A 20205-nucleotide genomic window follows, 5' to 3' on the forward strand; every position below is an offset into this window, starting at 1 on the left:
TTAAAACAAGTAACTTTTATATTCATGTTACGTTTCAAATAAAGTTAAAATTGTTATATTTATTGATGCAAAAATTAAAGCATTTATTACTTTTATTTTTTTTAATAGCCTTATCAACTACTATTAAAGCAGATGTTATTGACAGCTTAACTAATCTGCTAAATATTTCAAAAGCAGACACTATTAAGATTCGCTTATTAAACACTCTTTCAGAGAAATACTATAATATAAATATTGATTCATCCATTTCATTTGCTAACAAAGCACTTATAAAAGCAAAAAATGTGAACTTCAAAAAAGGAATGGCTGATGCATATTCAAATATTAGTGATGCATTATATTATAAAGGTGAATATAAAACTGCTATAAAAAATATTCAGGAAGCAATAAATTTATATGAGACAGAAAACATTGTAAACGGGCTGATTGATTCTTACATAAGCCTTGGTCAAACATGGAAAGAACTGGGTGACTTACCCAAATCAATGGATAATTATTTACTGGCATTAAAAGCTGCTGAAAAAGTAAAAGAAGATAACAGAATAGGGCGAACAATGATTGCAATTGGAGTTCTACTTTTAGATCAAGGAAAATATGATGAAGCTTTAAAATACTCGAAGGATGCTTTACCACATTTAAAAAAAGCTAATGTAAAATCAAGCATTGCTAATGCTTATGCACGTATTGGGAATGTTTTTGGAAATAAACAAAATCCAAAATACAATAATGATTCTACACTCTTTTACTATAAAATTTCTTTAGAACTTTTTACAGAAGCAAACATTCCCAGAGGTATCGGTGTAATTTATAATAACATTGCCAGCATTTACATTGATCAGGGTGAAACAGATAAAGCAATAGAATGTTATAAAAAGGCTTTTGAAATAAGAAATAAGCTTGGAGATCAGAATGGGATGGCTATTATATTAAATAACATGGGATCAGTTTATAAAGGCTTAAAACAATATAATCTCGCTTTAAAATATTTAAATCAAAGTCTGAAAATATCAATTAAGATTTCAAAACCAGAACAAACAATTGATAATTACAATAACATTGCATCTTGTTACGAAGCTTTAGGGGATTATAAAAATGCATATTACTATAAAAATTTATATATTTCATATAAAGACAGTTTGTTTAATGACAATAACAGTCGGCTAATTACAGAGATGCAAACTAAATACGAAACTGAGAAAAAAGAAAAGGAAATAGAATTATTAAATAAGAATAAAATTGTAAGCGATCAGAAAGATAAAGAACAGCAAGAAAAGCTATTATTACAAAAATATATCATCTATGGTTCTATAATAGTAATTATTATAGTCTTATCACTTTCATTCTTTTTATTAAGATTATTTTTCCAGAAAAGATCAGCAAACAAATTGCTTAAGGAGCAAAACATTGAAATCACACAACAAAAAGAAGAAATAATAACCCAACGTGACGAAATAGAGGCGCAAAGAGATTTGGTAACAAAGCAAAAAGATCATATTGAAGAAATTCATGAAGAAGTAACCTCAAGTATCAGATATGCACAACGAATACAAGATGCAGTACTACCTTCTAACGATCAACTTAATGATATTTTAACCGATTACTTTATAATATATAAACCATGTGATATAGTATCTGGTGATTTTTACTGGGTAACAAAATTAAAAAATTGGATATTATTTTGTGTTGCCGACTGCACCGGTCACGGAGTACCAGGCGGATTTATGAGTATGCTTGGCATATCTTTCCTAAATGAAATTGTTAGAAAAGAAGAAGTCACTAATGCTTCAGAAATTCTTGATCACCTTAGAGATTATATGATTTTATCTCTAAAGCAGAAAGGTCATATTGAGGAACAAAAAGACGGTTTAGATATAGGGCTTTGCGCAATTAATAGCGATAATTTGTTATTACAATATGCAGGAGCATATAATTCATGTTACATTGTTAGAAAACAACATTCCGAAGTTACACTTCACGAAATTAAAGGAGATAAAATGCCTATTGCTATACATCAACATATGGAATCGTTTACATTAAATGAATATCAGTTACTAAAAGATGATAATATTTACATATTTAGCGATGGTTTCGCAGATCAATTTGGAGGACCAAAAAGAAAAAAATATCTAGCTAACAATCTTCGTAATACATTAAAAAATATAAACAATTTTAAACTCTCTGAACAAAAAAATAAATTAGAAGAAATATTTTCAGACTGGAAAGGCAATTACAATCAGGTTGATGATGTAACAGTTCTGGGAATTAAAATTTAATTATATATCATGAAAAAGAAGACTAACTCAGGAATTGTATATAGTACTAATCCAAGTTTTAACTTTATTAAAGAAGAAAATGAGATTATTAATACTCTTGCTCCTCAACAACAAAGCCTTATTATTTTTTTAGACAAGAAATCCAGAGCAGGAAAAGCAGTTACACTGGTTAAAGGATTTATTGGTAAAGAAATTGACTTGCAAGAATTAGGAAAGTTTATTAAAACTAAATGTGGAGTTGGTGGAAGTGTAAAAGAAAATGAAATTTTAATCCAAGGCGACTTTCGTCAAAAAATAAAGTTACTTCTAGAAGAAAAGGGATATAAAGTTAAAATATCCGGAATATAGATAACTAAACTTTTTTTACATTTTTTTTATTATTCTACTTATTCATTTGAGAATTAAACTGTGATATATTATATACATATTTAGATTTATCTATTGTTTATTTAAATTACCATATTTTACAACACTTTTAGTCAATTATAATGAAACCTTTTTTGTGATAAAGCGTTAAAAAAAACAAGTTAAATCTTAAAAAATCATAATAAAAAAATCATTTTAATTTTTAAAATCAAAGGTTTAATTATTGCATCAATGAAATATTCGTATATCATTGATAATTTTCATTTTGCATTAACAGAAGGCATTTAACATGAATTTTTAAATAAAATTATATATTATGATGAAACTATACCGTTTCAAAGCGCTATATATTGCAATTTTAATTTGCATATATAATTTAACATTCGGACAAACAACTACTGTACTAATAAATGCTTCAGGAAATTGGACATGTCCTCCGGGAGTAAATTCTGCGACTATTGAATGTTGGGGAAGTGGTGGTGGAGGCGGTGGTGCTACTGGGAACATTGCTGGCGGCGGCGGTGGATCAGCAGGTAGTTATTCAAAAAGCATTATTGCAGTTACACCATTAACAAATTATCCAGTAACAGTTGGAGCTGGAGGTACAGGTACAACTGCTGCCGGTGGTAATGGAAATCCTACTTGGTTTAATACCGTTGGAACAGTATACGCTGTAGGTGGATTAGGTGGCTCTCAGGCAACAGTTAATGGAACATCTACAGCAGGAGGTGCAGCTGTAGTTGCAGGAAATATTGGAACAACAATATTTTATGGAGGTGCAGGTGGAACAGGCGCAACCGGTGCTACTGCTGGCGGCGGCGGTGGAGCAGCAGGAACAAATACTACAGGAAATGATGGAGGAGTTACAATCGGAGGAATAGGTGGTGATATAGGTGGAGGAAATGGAGGAAATGGAGGATTAACATCCGGAACAGGCGGCAATGGAAATGCAGGTACTAGTCCAGGTGGAGGCGGCGGAGGTGGTCGCGCAGGTAGTGCTACTGATAGAAATGGCGGTACAGGTGGAGCAGGATTAATAAGGATAACTTATTTAACTCCTCCCAACATTACCCCATTTTCAGATTTATCTTTTTGCGGAGGAGCTTATCCTACTGCATATCAAACTGTTAATTTTTCACTAAAAGAAAGATTAGCTACCGATTTTACTAGAAATCAGACAACCGGCAGAACTATTATTCTAACTTTACCAGCTGGATTTGAATTTAACCCTGCTGCTGCACATTCTGTTACTAAAAATGGTGGAGGTAGCGATATTACAACATTAACCTTAACAGGTGTAACTACTACCACAATAACTATTACAGTTAACACAAGTATTGCTAATCCAAACACAAACTTTGATGAAATATTTTTTAATAATTTTCAAATAAGGGCAACAGCAATTGGAAGTGGAAATTTATTAAGATTATCTACAAATCCGGGTACTTTCTTAATTAACACTACAACCCAAAACCCACTTTCTTCAGAATCCTTTGGATTTATGTATTCAAATGCTGCAACTGTTTATAACAGCAGTTCAGTTTCGCAATATACAACAGATAATATTAATCGTAATTGTGCATCAAGCAGAAATGCTGTTATTAGCAGGTTGAGAATTAGTGTAACTGGTGGTTGTCCACCCCCTGATGTAACACAATTTAATTTCAATACAAACGGTGATGCAGGTTTTTCTCAAAATCCTTTAACAAATATATCTTCAGCAAAAGTATATTTTAATGGTCTTTTAGAAGGCGCACCTGTAATTACAGCAAGTACTTCTGTTTTTGGTACTATAAGTAATCCAAACGGTGCTTTCACCATAAACGGATCACAAAAATTAAACCAAGGTCCAGGTGATTATTATTTCTTTCTTGTATACGATGTTCCGGTTACTGCAAATGTTGGTGATGGACTTGATGCTTCTTTAACATCTTTTGTTATGGATGGTAGTACTATTTCCAATATGACAACGCCAAATCCTACCGGAAAAAGAACAATTGTTGATGAGATTTGTTATACACCTGACGAACCTAATCCCCCATCTAATATAGAAACTATTCCACTTGGCTCCTATGTAATTCCAATGGATAACAATAATCAAGCATTAGTAGCTCCTTTTAATTTAAGGTCATATGGTTTAGTTCATAGTTTATTAATGAATGATATTCCAGTTAAGTGGGTTATACTTTCAGGAAAAGCTAAAGATGCTGTTGATTTTACAGCCAATGCATCTCGTGTCTATCCATCAGCTGTTGCTTCAGCACCAGTTTCATTTATTGCAAGTGCATTCATTATTGACAGTACATGGATAAACAAATCCTTTTATAGTACAGGAAAAACTGCTACTCAAGTAATCACAGATTATTATGCCCTAGGTGCAGGATACAATCAGGTTACAGTTTATAGATTAACAAATAACGAAAATCTTAATGTAAGATATACACTTCATCAAAGACCAAAAATTGCTGTTTTTAGCAATGGTGGAAATCAGGCAATTCATCAAACAATGCTTGATAATGCTGGTATAACAAATTATTTTATTCAAAATGCTGGAAATTTCTTAGGTCTTGCAGAATGTTATACATTCTGTTCTGAAGCTCATTGGGATTTTAATACTAATCCCGATATTAATCCTGTTCAAAATGTTTTGAAATTTGTAAACGAAGGAGGTAATTTTCTCGCACAATGCGCAGGTATTGACCTCTACGAAGATCACCAGCCCGGGGGTGGACATTTCCACTCATCACATGGAATAAACTTTTCTAATGTTGCTACAACAAATACATACTCTAATACTGACATGGCATTTAATCAGTATCATGGTGTTGTAACAACAGATATGGGAAGTACAATCAGATTATTTTGGCCTGGAGTAGCTTCAGCATTTCAACCCAACATGTATCCATGTATAAGTGCACCATTACCAACAACAAATATGGTTGCAACTGCTGCTCACGTTGGCCCTCAAGATTCAATCGGAGGTAATGTTTTCTATTTAGGAGGTCACAATTATTCAAATGACAATTTAATTCAGCATGTAAATGGTGTAAGAATGTATTTAAATGCAACACTTGTACCAGCAGCACGACCAACAGCTTTTACACTTGATGCAGGAGCTAATAGAGCAATTTGTATTGGACAAAGCACAACATTAGGTGGAAGCCCCACCGGAGGTTCTGGTGCAACTAATTATATTTGGTCGCCTACAACCGGTTTAGATGATCCTAATTCAGCCAATCCAATAGCAACTCCAACTACTACAACGACCTATACAGTTATTGCAAATGATAATGGTTGCCCAGGTGGACCAGCAACTGTAACCGTAACTGTAAACGCATTACCTACTCCTACTGCTTCTAATACAGGACCATTCTGTGAAGGTGGAACTATTCAATTAAATGTTACTGCCGAAACTTCATATAACTGGTCTGGACCAGGTGGATTTACAAGCACCTTACAAAATCCAACCATTTCTGGCGCAACTCTTGCCATGGCTGGGGTATATTCAGTAACTGTTACAAATGCCGAAGGATGTACTGCAATTTCTACAACAACAGTTACAGTAAATGCAATTCCAACTCCTATAGCAACAAACACAGGACCATATTGCGAAGGAAACACAATACAATTGAGTGTTACCTCTGCTACCTCATATAGCTGGTCAGGTCCAAATGGATTTACAAGTACAATACAAAATCCTACAATATCAGGAGCAACTCTTGCTATGGCAGGATTATATTCTGTTACAGTAACTAATGCTGCAGGATGCACTGCCAGTACAACAACAACAGTTACAGTAAATGCGTTACCTGTGCCTACTGCTTCAAACACAGGACCTTATTGCGAAGGAACAACTATTCAATTAAATGTTACTGCTGCTACATCTTATAACTGGTCAGGACCTGGTGGTTTTTCCAGCATCTTACAAAACCCTACAAGAGCAGGTGCGACGCTAGCTATGGCTGGATTATATTCAGTTACAGTCACTAATGCCGCTGGATGTACTGCTGTTACAACAACCACTGTTACTGTAAACGCTGCACCAACTCCCGTTGCTTCAAATACAGGTCCATATTGTGAAGGAGCTACAATACAATTAAATGTCAATGCAGCTATATCATATAATTGGTCAGGACCAGGAGGATTTACAAGTGCCCTACAAAATCCAAATATTGCAGGATCAACACTTGCTATGAGTGGAATTTATTCTGTAACTGTAACTAATGCCGCTGGATGTACTGCAGTTTCCACAACAACAGTTACTGTAAACGCTATTCCAACTCCAACTGCTACCAATACAGGTCCATATTGTGAAGGCAGCACAATTCAATTAAACGTTACTGCTGCTACATCATATAACTGGTCAGGACCTGGTGGATTCACAAGTACATTACAAAACCCAACCAGAGCGGGTGCTACTTTAGCAATGAATGGAATATATTCTGTTACAGTTACTACTGCAGGATGTTCTGCAATAACAACTACTACAGTAACTGTAAATGCAGTTCCAGCTCCTGTTGCATCAAATACAGGACCTTATTGTGAGGGTGCAAATATTCAATTAAATGTTACAGCAGGAACTTCTTATAACTGGTCGGGACCTGGTGGTTTTTCGAGTGCTTTACAAAACCCAACCAGAGCAGGTGCTACACTTGCTATGGGCGGTGTATATTCTGTAACTGTTACAAATGCAGGATGTGCTCCTGTTTCTACAACAACCAATGTAATTGTAAATGCATTACCTACCCCTACAGCATCTAATACCGGACCATATTGTGAAGGTAGTACTATTCAATTAAATGTTACAGCATCTACTTCATATAATTGGTCAGGACCGGGTGGATTTACAAGTGCTTTACAGAACCCCACAAGAGCAGGTGCAACTATGGTAATGACTGGAATTTATTCTGTTACCGTTACCAATGCTGCTGGATGTACTGCTATTACAACAACAACAGTTACAGTTAATGCTAATCCAGTACCTACTGCTTCTAACACAGGACCTTATTGCGAAGGAAATACAATACAATTGAATGTTACTGCTGCTACTTCATATAACTGGTCAGGACCAGGTGGATTTACAAGTGCACTACAAAATCCAACAAGAGCAGGAGCTACACTAGCTATGGCTGGCATATATTCTGTTACCGTTACAAATGCTGCAGGATGTACTGCCATTGCGACAACAACAGTTACAATAAATGCTAACCCCACCCCTACTGCATCCAACACAGGACCTTATTGCGAAGGAAATACTATTCAATTAAACGTAACAGCAGCTACTTCTTATAACTGGTCAGGGCCAGGTGGTTTTTCAAGTGCTTTACAAAATCCAACAAGAGCTGGAGCTACACTTGCAATGGGTGGTGTATATTCGGTTACTGTAACAAATGCTTCAGGATGTACTACAGTTACTACTACTACTGTAATAGTTAATGCAATACCTACACCTACCGCATCTAACACTGGACCATATTGTGTTGGTAACACTATTCAACTAAATGTTACTGCAGCAACATCATATAACTGGTCTGGACCGGGAGGTTTTTCAAGTGCTTTACAAAATCCGACAATAGGAAGTGCAACAGTTGCTATGAGCGGTATTTATTCTGTTACCGTAACAAATGCAGCTGGCTGTACTGCAATTTCTACAACAACAGTTACAGTAAACAACTTGCCTACTCCGACTGCTTCTAATACCGGCCCATATTGTGAGGGTTCAACTATTCAATTAAATGTTACAGCAGCCACATCATATAACTGGTCAGGTCCAGGTGGTTTTTCAAGTGCATTACAAAATCCAACCAGAGGAAGTGCAACAGTTGCTATGAGCGGTATTTATTCTGTTACTGTTACAAATGCAGCTGGTTGTACTGCAATAACAACAACAAATGTTATAGTAAGCGCCGTTCCGGCTCCTACAGTAACTAACACAGGTCCTTATTGTGAAGGTAACACTATTCAATTAAACGTTACAGCTGCTACCACATATAACTGGTCAGGACCCGGAGGATTCTCAAGTGTATTACAAAATCCAACAAGAGCTGGTGCAACGCTTGCTATGGCTGGTGTTTATTCTGTAACTGTTACAAATGCTGGGTGTGCTCCTGTATCCTCTACAACAACAGTTATTGTAAATGCTTCACCAACACCTACAGCATCAAATACAGGTCCTTATTGCGAAAGCGCTACTATTCAATTAAATGTTTCAGCAGCGTCGTCTTATAATTGGTCAGGACCAGGTGGCTTTACAAGTGCACTTCAAAATCCAACAATATCTGGAGCTACATTAGCTATGGCCGGTATATATTCTGTTACTGTTACTAATGCTGCTGGTTGTACAGCTATTACAACAACAACAGTTACAGTTAACGCTAATCCAGCACCTACAGCTTCTAATACAGGACCTTATTGCGAAGGAAATACAATACAATTGAATGTTACTGCTGCTACTTCTTATAACTGGTCAGGGCCAGGTGGCTTTACAAGCACATTACAAAATCCGACAAGATCTGGTGCAACACTTGCAATGACTGGTTTATATTCTGTTACCGTAACAAATGCTGCAGGTTGTACTGCAATTTCTACAACAACAGTTACAATAAATGCCATTCCAACTCCTACTGCATCAAATACAGGACCATATTGCGTTGGAAATACTATTCAATTAAATGTTACAGCAGGCACATCATACAGTTGGTCTGGACCTGGTGGATTCACAAGTGTTGCACAAAATCCTACAAGAGCCAGTGCTACATTAGCTATGGGAGGAGTATATTCTGTTACTGTTACTAATGCTGCGGGATGTACAGCCATTACAACAACAACAGTTACAGTTAATGCTAATCCAGTACCTACTGCTTCTAACACAGGACCTTATTGCGAAGGAAATACTATTCAGTTAAATGTTACAGCAGGCAGTTCCTATAACTGGTCAGGACCTAGTGGATTTACGAGTACTTCACAAAATCCAACAAGACCAGGATCAACATTAGCTATGGCAGGCATATATTCTGTTACTGTTACTAACGCTGCAGGTTGTACAGCTGTAAGAACAACAACAGTAACAGTTAACACTTTACCAACACCAACTGCATCTAACACAGGGCCTTTCTGTGAAGGAACAACTATTCAATTAAATGTTACTGCTGCTACAACTTATAACTGGTCAGGACCAGGAAGTTTCACCAGTACATTACAGAACCCTACCAGGACAGGAGCATCTATGGCTATGGCCGGATTATATTCTGTTACAGTTACCAACGCTGCAGGTTGTACTGCAGTTTCTACAACTACCGTAGTTATTGATGCAATACCTACTCCCACAGCAACCAATACAGGCCCTTATTGTGAGGGAAATACTATCCAACTAAATGTTACTGCTGGCACTTCATACAATTGGTCAGGACCTGGTGGCTACACAAGCACTTTGCAAAATCCAACAATAGCTGGGTCAACTCTTGCAATGGCCGGATTGTATTCTGTAACTGTTACTAATGCTGCAGGTTGTACTGCTTTATCAACTACAACAGTAATAGTAAATGCCTTACCTATTCCAACAGCCTCCAATACGGGACCTTATTGCGAAGGTAATACAATCCTGTTAAACGTTACAGCTGCCTCGTCTTATAATTGGTCAGGGCCAGATGGATTTTCAAGTGCATTACAAAATCCTACAATATCCGGATCTACTCTTTCCATGAACGGAGTTTATTCAGTTACTGTCACTAATGCTGCAGGATGTACAGCAATTACTACAACTACTGTTGCGGTAAATGCATTACCTTCTCCTACAGCATCCAACACTGGACCATATTGTGAAGGAACCACAATACAATTTAATGTAACAGCAGCAAGTTCATATAACTGGTCGGGTCCCGGAGGATTTAGCAGCACATTACAAAATCCTGTAATTACGGGCGCAACACTAGCAATGGCGGGAGCTTATTCTGTAACTGTTACCAATGCTGCAGGATGTACAGCAATTACTACTACAAATGTTACAATTAACCCTATTCCTGCAACTCCTTCTGCCAATGGAACATCAATATGTATTAACACTTCAACTAACATTACAGCTACTGCACCAGGTGGAACATATGAATGGTATGATGCTTCTTCAGGTGGCACACTTTTATTCACAGGAGCAACATTTACATCACCTGTATTAGTAACAAATACCACATATTATGTACAGACTACAATATCTGGATGTACCAGTATTAGAAAAGCTGTAAATATAATTGTAAGTCCCGTACCAGCATCTCCGACAGCATCAGGTACAGGTATTTGCACAGGAACAACTGCAACAATAACAGCTACTGCTCCAGGTGGAACATACCAATGGTATGACGCTTCTTCTGGTGGCACATTGTTAATTACTGGAGCTAGTTATACTACTCCGGCTCTTTTTGTCCCTACTACTTATTATGTACAAACTACTATTGGAGGATGCGCAGGACCTAGAACAGCAGTTGATGTTAATGTTAACCCACCTCCTGCAGCTCCAACAGCATCGGGAGCTACCATTTGTCAAAATAATTCAACAACTTTGAGTGCTACAGCTCCAGGCGGAGTGTACGAATGGTTTAATGCTGCATCAGGTGGCACATTGTTATACACTGGATCAGATTTTACAACACCCGTATTAATTGCAACAACTACATATTATGTTCAATCAAATGTTTTCGGTTGTATTGGACCAAGATCAGCAATTACGGTAACTGTAAATCCTATACCTGCACTACCTACTGCTCCTGGCACATCTATTTGCACTGGAAATACTGCCATATTAAATGCATCGGCTCCCGGTGGAACATATGAATGGTATGATGCTTCTTCAGGTGGCACACTATTACAAACAGGTTCTTCCTATACAACCCCTGCCCTTATTTCTACTACAACATATTATGTGCAAACTACAATTAGCGGCTGTACAAGTGCACGTAGAGCAGTTACAGTAACAGTTAATCCCTATCCGAATGCACCTTCTGCATCAGGCACTACGATTTGCGAAGGGACTACTGCTATACTTTCTGCCACAGCGCCAGGAGGTACCTATAGATGGTACAATGCTCCAACTGGTGGCACATTGTTATTTACGGGAGCTAATTATACAACACCCCCTCTTTCGGTTTCAACTGATTATTACGTTCAGACTACCGTACTCGGATGTGTAAGCACAAGAACCCTTGTTACAGTTACAGTTACCCCTACCCCAGTTGCACCAACTGCTTTAGGAACTACAATTTGTCAAGGAACAAATACAATTTTATCAGCAACAGCTCCGGGAGGTTCTTATGATTGGTATGATGCTGCTACTGGAGGCAACTTACTATCAAATGGAGTTAACTATACTACTCCAAACTTAAATTCAACTACAACCTATTATGTTCAGACTACTATTTCTGGCTGTGCAGGACCAAGAACTGCAGTTCAGGTAACAATAACCCCAACTCCAGCTGCACCAACCGCTTCAGGAACTACAATATGTGAAGGATTTACTGCAACATTAACAGCAACTGCACCAGGAGGTTCATATGATTGGTATGATGCTGCTACTAGTGGAAATCTTCTTTCTTCTGGTTCAACATATACAACTGCTGCCTTAACTTCAACAACATCATTTTATGTTCAGACTACTGTTAGCGGATGTACAGGTCCAATGTCAACAGTTACTGTTAATGTAACTCCAACCGACGACCCGTCTTTCTCATATCCATTGGGAACATATTGTATTACAGGAACTAATCCAATACCCACTATTACCGGAGGTTTTCCGGGATCATTTACCTCATCACCTGCTGGTCTTGTTTTCGTAAGTACCACAACAGGAGAAGTAAATCTTGCTGCATCAGCATTAAACACTTATTCTGTTACTTATACAACAACAGGTCCATGTCCAGATTCATATTCTGCAAATTTGACTATAACAATTGCTCCGGATGCAAGTTTCTCATATAGCAATCCATATTGCCAGGAGGGCATTAATCCTATTCCAACATTTGGCCCAGGAACCAGTGCTGGAGTTTTCACCTCAAGTCCTTTTGGTTTGACTTTTATTAATCCTTCTACAGGGGAAGTAGATTTACAAAATACATTACCGGGGCTATATACTATTACAAATACAATTCCAGCCGGTGGTGGTTGTGCTTTAACAATTGCTACTAACAATTTAACAATTAACACTTCACCAACTGTAGATGCAGGGCTAAATCAAACCATTTGTGAAAATTCTCAGGCAACAATTTCAGGAACTATTGGTGGATCTGCTTCCAGTGCTACATGGACAGCATCTTCAGGTTCATTTGCTAATGCAAATAATCTTAACACGGTTTACACAGCACAAGCAGGTATTTCGTCTGTTTGGTTACATTTAACTACAAATGACCCAGCAGGACCTTGCTCTTCAACAAATGACAGTCTTCATTTAACTATTACTTCTCTTCCAGCAGCACCAACTGCAAATGGAAATACTATTTGCTCCGGAACAAGTACAACATTAACAGCTACATCACCCGGAGGAAGTTATGAATGGTATGATGCTGCAGTTGGTGGAACTTTGTTAGCATCCGCTGCTTCTTACAATACACCAGTATTAATGAGTACTACAACTTATTATGTTCAAACTACTGTAAATGGATGTGCCGGACCTAGAACTCCAGTTATTGTTGATGTTACACCATTACCACCTGCTCCAACAGTTGCTGACGCTTCAATTTGCGATGGGGATTACATAACATTAACTGCCACAGCTCCCGGAGGAATTTATGAATGGTTTGATGCCTTATCTGGAGGCATTTTACTTGCAACAAATGCAAACTATACAACTCCTGTTCTAAATACATCAACTTCATACTTTGTTCAGACTACTGTATCAGGTTGCTCAGGACCAAGACAGGAAGTAGTTGTGACTGTAAATCCTATCCCAATTACTCCAACAGCTTCAGATATAAGTATTTGTTTTGGCAATACCGGAACACTGGCAGCAACAGCACCAGGCGGAACATATCAATGGTACGATGACATAATAGCTGGAACTCTATTATTTACAGGCAGTTCATATACCACTCCTGTATTATTTTCAAACATTTCTTATTATGTAGAGTCAACCATATTAGGTTGTACAGGTCCAAGAACTCAGGTAGATGTAACTGTTAATCCTATTCCAGATGCTCCTACTGCTTCCGGAACAACAATATGTTCTGGTGAAACAGCCAACATTACCGCTACAGCTCCGGGTGGAACTTATAATTGGTATTTAACTCCTACTGGAGGTATTTCACTTTTTACAGGAGCATCCTTCACTACACCAGCTCTAACAACTAATACAACATATTATGTTGAAGCAACTGTTTTAGGTTGTTCCAGTTCATCAAGAACAGCAGTAACAGTTAATGTAACACCATTACCAGATTCACCTACTGCATCAGGAATCTCCATATGTGATGGTGAAAGTACTATCCTAACAGCTACCGATCCCGGTGGTTTTTATGAGTGGTTTGATGCCCCGACAGGCGGAACTCTTTTAGCTTCCGGAAATTCATTTTCTACACCAATTTTAAACATCACTACATCCTATTTTGTTCAAACAACATTAACGGGTTGTACAGGACCAAGAACTGAAGTAATTGTAACAGTTAATCCAATTCCTGTTTTACCTACTGTTAATAATATTTCAATATGTGATGGTAGTACAGGTACTTTAACAGCAACAGCTCCAGGCGGAACATATCAATGGTACGATGCTGCATCAGGTGGCACATTGTTATATACTGGTAATAGTTTTATAACACCACCACTAAATGCAACTACAACCTATTACGTTCAAACAACAGTTACAGGATGTACAAGTGGAAGAAAAGCAGTTACAGTTACAGTTAAACCTATACCAAACACTCCAACAGTTTCAGATGAAACAATTTGCGAAGGAGATTTTGCAATATTAACAGCTACAGCACCAGGAGGAACTTACAGATGGTATGCTTTACCAACAGGTGGCACCCCATTATTCACAGGCGCATCATTTAATTCACCTCCTTTATTTGCTACAACCACTTACTATGTTCAAACAACAGTTCTTGGATGTACAAGTCCTAGAACACCTGTTTTAGTTACAGTAAATCCAATTCCTTCTGCACCTACTGCACTTAGTGCAACTATTTGCGAAGGTTTTACAACAACATTAAATGCAACAGCTCCAGGTGGAAGTTATGAATGGTTTGACCTTACTATCGGGGGAAATAGTCTTGGAACAGGCAGTAGCTATACCAGCTCAGTTTTAACAACAGACACATCATTCTTTGTTCAAACAACAATTCTAGGTTGTGCTAGTCCAAGAACAGAAGTTATTGTTACTGTAACTCCAACAGATGATCCTACATTTAACTATTCTTCAGGCACATTCTGTGTTTCTGGTGTTAACCCTATTCCAACAATAACCGGAGGTTTCCCTGGATCATTTACTTCCAATCCGGCAGGATTGACGTTTGTTAATGCCAGTACTGGTGAAGTTGACCTTTCTTCCACTTTGTTAAATACATATAACATAACTTATACAACTACTGGTCCCTGCCCTACAACACGAACAGAAATAATAACAATTACAGATGCACCTTTAGCAACATTCATATATAATACTCCATTCTGTCAATCAGGAAGTAATGAATTACCTTCATTTGGAGTTGGTGCAAGTGCAGGTGTATTTAGCGCGTTACCAGCGGGATTAAATTTTATTGATGCTATTTCAGGTGAGATTGATATGGCAAATAGTACTCCAGGAAATTACACTATCACTAATTTCATTGCTGCATCAGGAGGATGTGCTCAGGCTACTGCAACATATGACATTGTTATAGATCAACCTGCTACAGTTTCTGCCGGTATTAACATTCAAACATGTGAAGGATTCAATGTACCGCTTTCTGGTTCAATTGGCGGATCTGCAATAAATGCTATCTGGACAGGTGGTACAGGAACTTTTAATGACAATACCTTATTGAATGCAATTTATACTCCTTTTGCAGGAGAAAGTTCTGTTACTTTAACATTGACTACAGATGATCCTTCAGGACCATGCCCAAGTGTAAGCAATAGTATTAATGTAATATTTAACTCAATACCTTCTTCTCCAACAGCACTAGGTGCAACTGTTTGTGAAAACAATTCTACTATTCTCACTGCAACTGCTCCCGGAGGTTTATATGAATGGTTTGATGCAGTTACCGGAGGAAATTTACTTTCAAGTGATAGTATTTTAACCACACCAATATTAATAGTAACAACTGACTATTATGTTCAGTCAACAATAAATGGATGTACAAGTCCAAGAATACAAGTTACTGTAAATGTTAATCCTTCACCGACGGTAGATGCAGGTCTAAGTGATACTCTTTGTAGTAATAATGCCATTTCAACACTTGCAGGAATAATTGGAGGAAGTGCATCTCAGGGAATCTGGACAACAAGTGGCTCAGGTAACTTTACACCAGATGCAACAACCTTAAATGCTACCTATTCTCCTAGTTCTGCAGATACATTAGCTGGGTTTGTAACACTATTCTTAACAACTACAGATCAGCCTGCCGAATGTTTATCAGTAGCCGATTCAATAATTATTACATATACTGATGCTCCTAGAGTTTTTGCCGGAAACGACAAAAATATTTGTATTGGTAACAATGCAAATATAAACGGACAGGTATTTTCAATTTCAGGAACCGGAACTTGGACATCTACCGGAGATGGTACTTTTACAAATCCTAATAATCTTGTTACAGTATACCAGCCAGGAGCAGGTGATATCTCATCAGGAAATGTATTTCTTATACTAACCTCAACAAATAACAACACTTGTAATCCTGTTTCTGATACTTTAAAGGTAAATCTGGTTGTTCCACCAACTGTTAATGCAGGTTCAGACCAGACTGTATGTTCAAATGTTCCTGCATTATTATCAGGGTCAGTAAGCGGAACATCAACTACAGGGTATTGGTCAACAACTGGTAGCGGAATTTTTACTCCAGATAGCACAAATCTTAGTGCTTCTTATCAACCTAGTGCTACTGACATTACTAATGGTTCAGTTACTCTCACTCTTAATTCAACTAATTCCTGTCTTGTTCAGGACCAACTTGATTTAACGTTTATATTAGCACCGACTGTAAATGCCGGAAATAATCAGGTTGTTTGTGCTGATGTAACTCAGATTAATCTAAATGGTAACATTGCAGGATTAACAACTACCGGAATTTGGTCAACAACTGGTAGCGGAATTTTTGTTCCAGATAACACTACACTTAATGCAACTTATCAGATAAGTCAACAGGACAGCATAGATGGATCTATATCTATTATTCTAACGTCAACAAACAATGGAATCTGTAATGCAGAATCTGATGGATTAACTCTTACAATAACAACAGTCCCAACAGTCAATGCAGGAGGCAATCAAACTTTCTGCGCAAATAACACTTTAAGCCTAAGTGGAATTATCCTAGGTGGGTTAGGAACAGGACAATGGACAACCAGTGGAACAGGAACATTTACTCCATCTGACACCTCGTTAAATGCAACTTATAACCCTAGTATTTCAGACACTTCATCAGGGAATATAACAATAACTCTAACAACTACAGGATCATGTGTAAATGTTAGCGATGCAATTAATGTAACTATAACTCCTGGTCCATGGGTTGATGCAGGAACAGATATAGCAGTTTGTGCAAATAATTCCACTGTTGTTCTTACAGGATTAATTTCAGGTGCAACAACAACAGGTCAGTGGACTACTAATGGTACGGGCGTTTTCATTCCAACTGATACAGATTTAAATGCCAATTACATTCCAAGCCCTTCTGATACAGCAAATGGTTCAGTTGTTATTTACCTTGAAGCTACAAATTACGGAACGTGCTTACCAGCAAATGATTCTATTGTTGTAACAATTACCTCATCACCTACAATTAATGCAGGAAATAATTTAAGTATCTGTAATGGGAACAATGCTGTTCTTAATGGGGTTGTAAGTACATTATCCGGGCATTGGACAACAAGTGGCACAGGTACATTCACCCCTTCAGACACAATATTAAATCCTGTATACCACCCATCCGCAGCAGATACAATTGCAGGCTCTGTTATTTTAACATTATGGTCAGATAACAATGGTGGTTGCAATCAGATTAGCGATAACATCACCTTAACAATGGTTACATTCCCTATAGTAAATGCGGGGATTGATCAAACTGCGTGTTCAAACGTACCGGTAACATTAAACGGTAGTATTACTGGAGGTAATGGTAACGGATACTGGACAACTTCCGGAAATGGAACTTTTAGTCCGGATAGCAGTGCGTTAAATGCAAATTATAATATAAGTTCTGACGATTTAACAACTGGATTTGTAACATTAACACTTACAGCATCCGGTGGGTGTAGTACAAACGATTCTGTAAGAATAGACATTTTACCGGGTCCTATTTCTGATGCAGGCTCTAATCAGGCAGTATGCAATACACAAACTCAGGTAACCCTTAATGGAAGTATCACAGGATCTACCAATACTGGAATTTGGACTTCTACTGGAAGCGGCACATTTATTCCAAACGATTCTACTCTTAATGCAACTTATATTTTCAGTTTATCTGATAGTATAGCAGGAATCGTAAATCTAATACTTACATCAACTCACAATGGAAATTGCCCGCCAGCAATAGATACTATGGTAGTAAATATAAACTCAGCACCAACTGCTAATGCCGGAGCTGATATTACTGCATGCGCAAATAGTACTGTAACACTTTCTGGAATAGTCTCTTCCGGCAGTTCGTTCTGGAGCACATCAGGCTCAGGAACATTTAGTCCTGATAGTTCTGATTTAAATGCTACATATCATTTCAGTAACGCTGATACAACATCAGGAAATGTAACATTAACTCTAAATGTTATAAATGCCTGTAGCAATACCAGCGATAGTCTTTTAATTACAATAACACCTGCTCCATATGTTGATGCAGGAAATAATCTGACTACATGTACCTCAAGCAGTGAAGTTGCACTTTCAGGTATTGTTAGTGCCGGTGCATCTACAGGAATATGGAGTACAAACGGAACAGGAGCATTCTTCCCTTCAGCAAACGATTTACTTACTAATTATATACCAAGTGCTGATGATACTACTGCAGGATTTGTAACATTATACCTTACTTCAACTAATAATGGCAACTGTAATCCTATTAGTGACTCACTTGTTATTACATTTATTCCGACTCCAATTGTAAATGCCGGAGAGAGCTTTACTGTATGTAATGGTAACATTGCTAATTTAAACGGAACTATTACCAGTATTTCAGGAACAGGAATATGGACAAGCAATGGAACAGGTATATTTTCTCCTTCAGACACTCTTTTAACAACATCTTATAATGCAAGTACACAAGATATTGATTTAGGCTTTGTTGATTTAATACTAACCTCAACTAATCTTGGAAGTTGTTACATTTCTGATACTGTTCATGTATTATTCTTATCAGGAAGCGCATCTATTGAAGCCGGACCCGACAAAACTATTTGCTGGAATGACAGTATTTTCATTACACCAACTATTTTAGGTGACACAGGCACATTCTTATGGACAACTCAAGGCAATGGAACATTTTCACCAAACGATACTGCATGGAATGTCACATATATTCCTGATAGTACAGACTTAGATAGTGGAAGCATTTACATTTATGTCAGATATCAATTTACTTGCGGAACAAGACTTGACTCATTATTATTAACAATTAACCCATTACCTGTTGCAGGATTCACAAGTATTGCAAATTGTTCTAACACAAACATTGTATTTAATGACACATCATTAATTACAAATGGAACAATTGATACATGGTTATGGAATTTTGGGGATGGGATGGGAAATAATACCTCTAACCCTACCCACTTATATTCTAACTCAGGTGACTACAATGTTACCTTAATTGTACATTCGAATGCAGGTTGTTCAGACACAGCACTTGCTTCTGTACATATTTATCCGGTAATTAGCGCAGACTTTAGCGTTTCAGACAGTATAATAAACACAGGCAATCAGGTTCAGTTTACCGACTTGTCATTAAATCCAGTTAGCTGGATATGGACATTTGGAGATGAAACAGGAACTTCTGATTTACAAAATCCGCAGTATTTGTATAATACAATGGGAAGCTATACTGTCTGGTTATTTGTTAACGGTGAGAATGGATGTACAGACAGTACATCACAAACAATTACCGTTAACTCTAACGGATATGCTATACCAACTGCATTTTCGCCAAATGGTGATGGTCTGAATGATTACTTCTTTGTAAGAGGTGGACCTTTTATAGAGTATGAATTGCGAATATTTAATGATTGGGGACAACAAATATTTATTTCTAATAATCAATCTGCAAAATGGGATGGAACCTTTAAGGGTAAAGAACAACCTGAAGGAACCTATATATACATTTTTAATGGGAAACTTACAGATGGAACCGATTTAAATATTTCAAGTGATATTTCATTAATCAGATAAAAAAAAGAA

3 protein-coding genes are annotated in these 20205 nt (G+C 37.3%); all 3 read left to right on the top strand.

Annotated elements, in window-relative coordinates; genetic code table 11:
- Window positions 1-65: 65 nt before the first annotated feature.
- The 3 genes from HY951_09980 (at window position 66) to HY951_09990 (ending at window position 20196) form a co-directional block, all read left to right on the top strand.
- Window positions 66-2273: a tetratricopeptide repeat protein gene (locus HY951_09980; protein MBI5540374.1), complete on the top strand. Its 2208-nt coding sequence runs from the start codon at window positions 66-68 to the stop codon at window positions 2271-2273.
- A gap of 9 nt (window positions 2274-2282) precedes the next feature.
- The gene (locus tag HY951_09985; protein MBI5540375.1) at window positions 2283-2621 is read left to right on the top strand and encodes a translation initiation factor; all 339 of its coding nucleotides are present in this window, start codon (window positions 2283-2285) and stop codon (window positions 2619-2621) included.
- A gap of 334 nt (window positions 2622-2955) precedes the next feature.
- The gene (locus HY951_09990; protein ID MBI5540376.1) at window positions 2956-20196 is read left to right on the top strand and encodes a gliding motility-associated C-terminal domain-containing protein; all 17241 of its coding nucleotides are present in this window, start codon (window positions 2956-2958) and stop codon (window positions 20194-20196) included.
- Window positions 20197-20205: the final 9 nt, after the last annotated feature.

Source organism: Bacteroidia bacterium (assembly GCA_016218155.1).
GTDB lineage: Bacteria > Bacteroidota > Bacteroidia > Bacteroidales > GWA2-32-17 > GWA2-32-17.

Coding starts and splice junctions, on each gene's coding strand:
- HY951_09980 (MBI5540374.1), top strand. CDS start 66: ATGCAAAAATTAAAGCATTTATTACTTTTATTTTTTTTAATAGCCTTA.
- HY951_09985 (MBI5540375.1), top strand. CDS start 2,283: ATGAAAAAGAAGACTAACTCAGGAATTGTATATAGTACTAATCCAAGT.
- HY951_09990 (MBI5540376.1), top strand. CDS start 2,956: ATGATGAAACTATACCGTTTCAAAGCGCTATATATTGCAATTTTAATT.